Here is a 2462-nt window from a genome sequence, read left to right as displayed (position 1 = left end):
TGTAAGCCTCCGCTGAACCCCCACTACTAAAATCAACCATAGACGCTTATTTTCGTACCCACTTATTTATTAGTGGGTACTTGCTTATGAGTCAAGAATTGACTGTCGTTGATGTTGGATTGGTAAAAAGAAAACGTCGTATCTATAGCGATGACTTCAAACCTGAGCTTGTTCAAAAGTGTCGTCATCCACATATTTCGATTGCTCGCGTTGCATTAGAGCATGGGATTAATACCAATTTACTGAATCGTTGGGTCAAACAAGCATCCAATGAAAATAGCATTTCAGAATCGAAAACCGTACCAGACTTCATTGCGATACCCATTGATCATGCACCTGCCAAAGAGATCAGTTTTAAAATCCAGATCCCTTCCTCCAGTCAGATTGTCCAACTGACATGGCCCATTGCAGAAATGGGATCCTTGGCTCAACTGATTCGTGAATTAACATCATGATCCGTATCGATGAAATTTGGCTTTCTACCCAACCCATAGATATGCGTGCAGGTATGGATACTGTACTAGCTCAAGTTCTCAAAGCCTTCGGCTGTGTGAAACCACATTGTGCCTATCTATTCTGTAATAAACGTGGTCATCGTATGAAAGTATTGGTACATGATGGTCTAGGGATTTGGTTGTGTGCCCGACGCTTGGAACAAGGCAAATTTCACTGGGCTCAGCTTCATCAAGGTGAAACAATGAGTATCAACCCTGAACAATTACAGGCACTGATTCAGGGGCTGCCTTGGCAACGTGTGGGACAAGCTCAAGTGGTGAATATGCTCTAAACCAAGCATTCAATTTACGCTATTCTCCAAAGGTTCTATTTCATTGTTGATATGACCTCAGCCATACTGCGGTCATGAAAACATTACCTGATTTAAGCCAACTGACTCATGAACAATTATTGGAATTTACCCAGCAGTTGGCAATGCAGAATCAGCAACTTGTAGAAGATAAACAACACTTAGATACCAAAGTTCAACATCTGACCATTCTCAATAAAAAATACGAACATGAACTCGCCTTATTTAAACGGCATAAATTCGCTCAGAAGAATGAAAATCTCACCGCCAAACAAATCAGCTTACTCGATGAAGCGGTTGAAGAAGATATTGCCGCTGTAGATCTAGAATTAGAACGATTGCATGCAGATCAAAGCGATGTACCTGCGCAGAAAACTACAATAAGCAAAGCTAAACGTCGCCCATTACCTGATCACCTACCTACCATCCGAGTAGAGCATGAACCGACATCAACACAATGTTCATGTGGCTGCCAGTTACGTCGTATTGGTGAAGATGTTAGTGAAAAACTAAGTTTTAAACCTGCACAATTTATCAAAGAACAGCATGTGCGAGGCAAATGGGTGTGTGATCAATGTGACAGCATTCAGCAACAACCCATGCCTGCTTATGTGATTGATAAAGGCATTGCTAGTCCTGAACTACTGAGCCATGTACTCGTATCAAAATATGCCGATCATTTGCCCTTATACCGTCAGCGTTTAATTTACCAACGTGTAGGCGTTGATCTGGCTCGATCAACCTTATCAGAATGGATAGGTCAATGCGGTGTACAGTTAGAATCACTAGCAGAAGCACTAAAACAAATTGTATTACAGCAACGGGTGATTCATGCAGATGAAACCCCAGTCACCGTGATGCAGATGGGTGAGAAAAAACCGAAGAAAGGCTATGTGTGGGCCTATGCCAGTACACAGTACAATTCGATACAGGCTGTGATCTATGAGTTTCAACCCAGCCGCTCAGGGAAACATGCAGAAGACTTTCTTCAAGGCTGGCAAGGTCATCTGGTTTGTGATGATTACAGTGGCTATAAGGCACAATTTAAGAATAAAGCAATCATAGAAGTTGGCTGTATGGCGCATGCTCGTCGTAAATTCCATGAACTACATGTGACGTGTAAAAGTCAGATTGCAGAACAAGCTCTGCGATTGATTCAACAGCTCTACCAAATTGAGGCAGAATTAAGAGAAATTCCAAACTGTACAGCAGAACAACGACGACAGCGTAGGCAACAGGATAGTCAACCGATCATGCAGCAACTGTATGAATGGCTGAAACAACATCAGCTTAAGGTACCGACGAGTTCACCTACAGCCAAGGCAATCAATTACAGCTTAAAACGCTGGCACGCACTCTGCCGTTATCTGGATGATGGTGAACTGCCTATATGCAATAATTGGGTCGAAAATCAGATGCGCCCTTGGGCATTAGGCAGGAAAAACTGGTTATTTGCAGGTTCATTGAGAAGTGGGCAACGAGCAGCCAATATCATGACCTTAATTCAGTCGGCAAAATTGAATGGTCTAGATCCGTATGCCTATTTGAGTGATGTGCTCAAAAGATTGCCGACCCATAAAATGAAAGATATTGAGGAATTGTTGCCTCATAAATGGAAACCTGCTTGAGTTCAAGTGGGGTTCAGCGGAGGCTTACA

The 2462-nt window shown here is 42.6% G+C and carries 3 protein-coding genes; all 3 read left to right on the top strand.

Annotation, left to right across the window (positions count from 1 at the left end; all coding sequences use genetic code 11):
- Positions 1-86 precede the first annotated feature (86 nt).
- Positions 87-455, top strand: a complete 369-nt coding sequence (locus FXN70_RS11895; RefSeq protein ID WP_324647680.1) for a transposase — start codon at positions 87-89, stop codon at positions 453-455.
- Positions 452-787 carry an IS66 family insertion sequence element accessory protein TnpB gene (tnpB, locus tag FXN70_RS11890; RefSeq protein ID WP_324647679.1) on the top strand — a complete coding sequence of 112 codons (336 nt, stop codon included), beginning with the start codon at positions 452-454 and terminating at the stop codon, positions 785-787. The genes FXN70_RS11895 and tnpB overlap by 4 nt, the downstream gene beginning before the upstream one ends.
- Positions 788-861: 74 nt before the next feature.
- Complete coding sequence (tnpC, locus tag FXN70_RS11885; RefSeq protein ID WP_324647678.1) at positions 862-2433, top strand: IS66 family transposase; 1572 nt, start codon at positions 862-864, stop codon at positions 2431-2433.
- Positions 2434-2462 lie beyond the last annotated feature (29 nt).

Origin of the sequence: Acinetobacter sp. MD2 (assembly GCF_035615575.1) — a bacterium.
Taxonomy (GTDB): domain Bacteria; phylum Pseudomonadota; class Gammaproteobacteria; order Pseudomonadales; family Moraxellaceae; genus Acinetobacter.
Note: the sequence above shows the minus strand (reverse complement) of the source record. Positions and strands in the feature narration are given on the sequence as shown.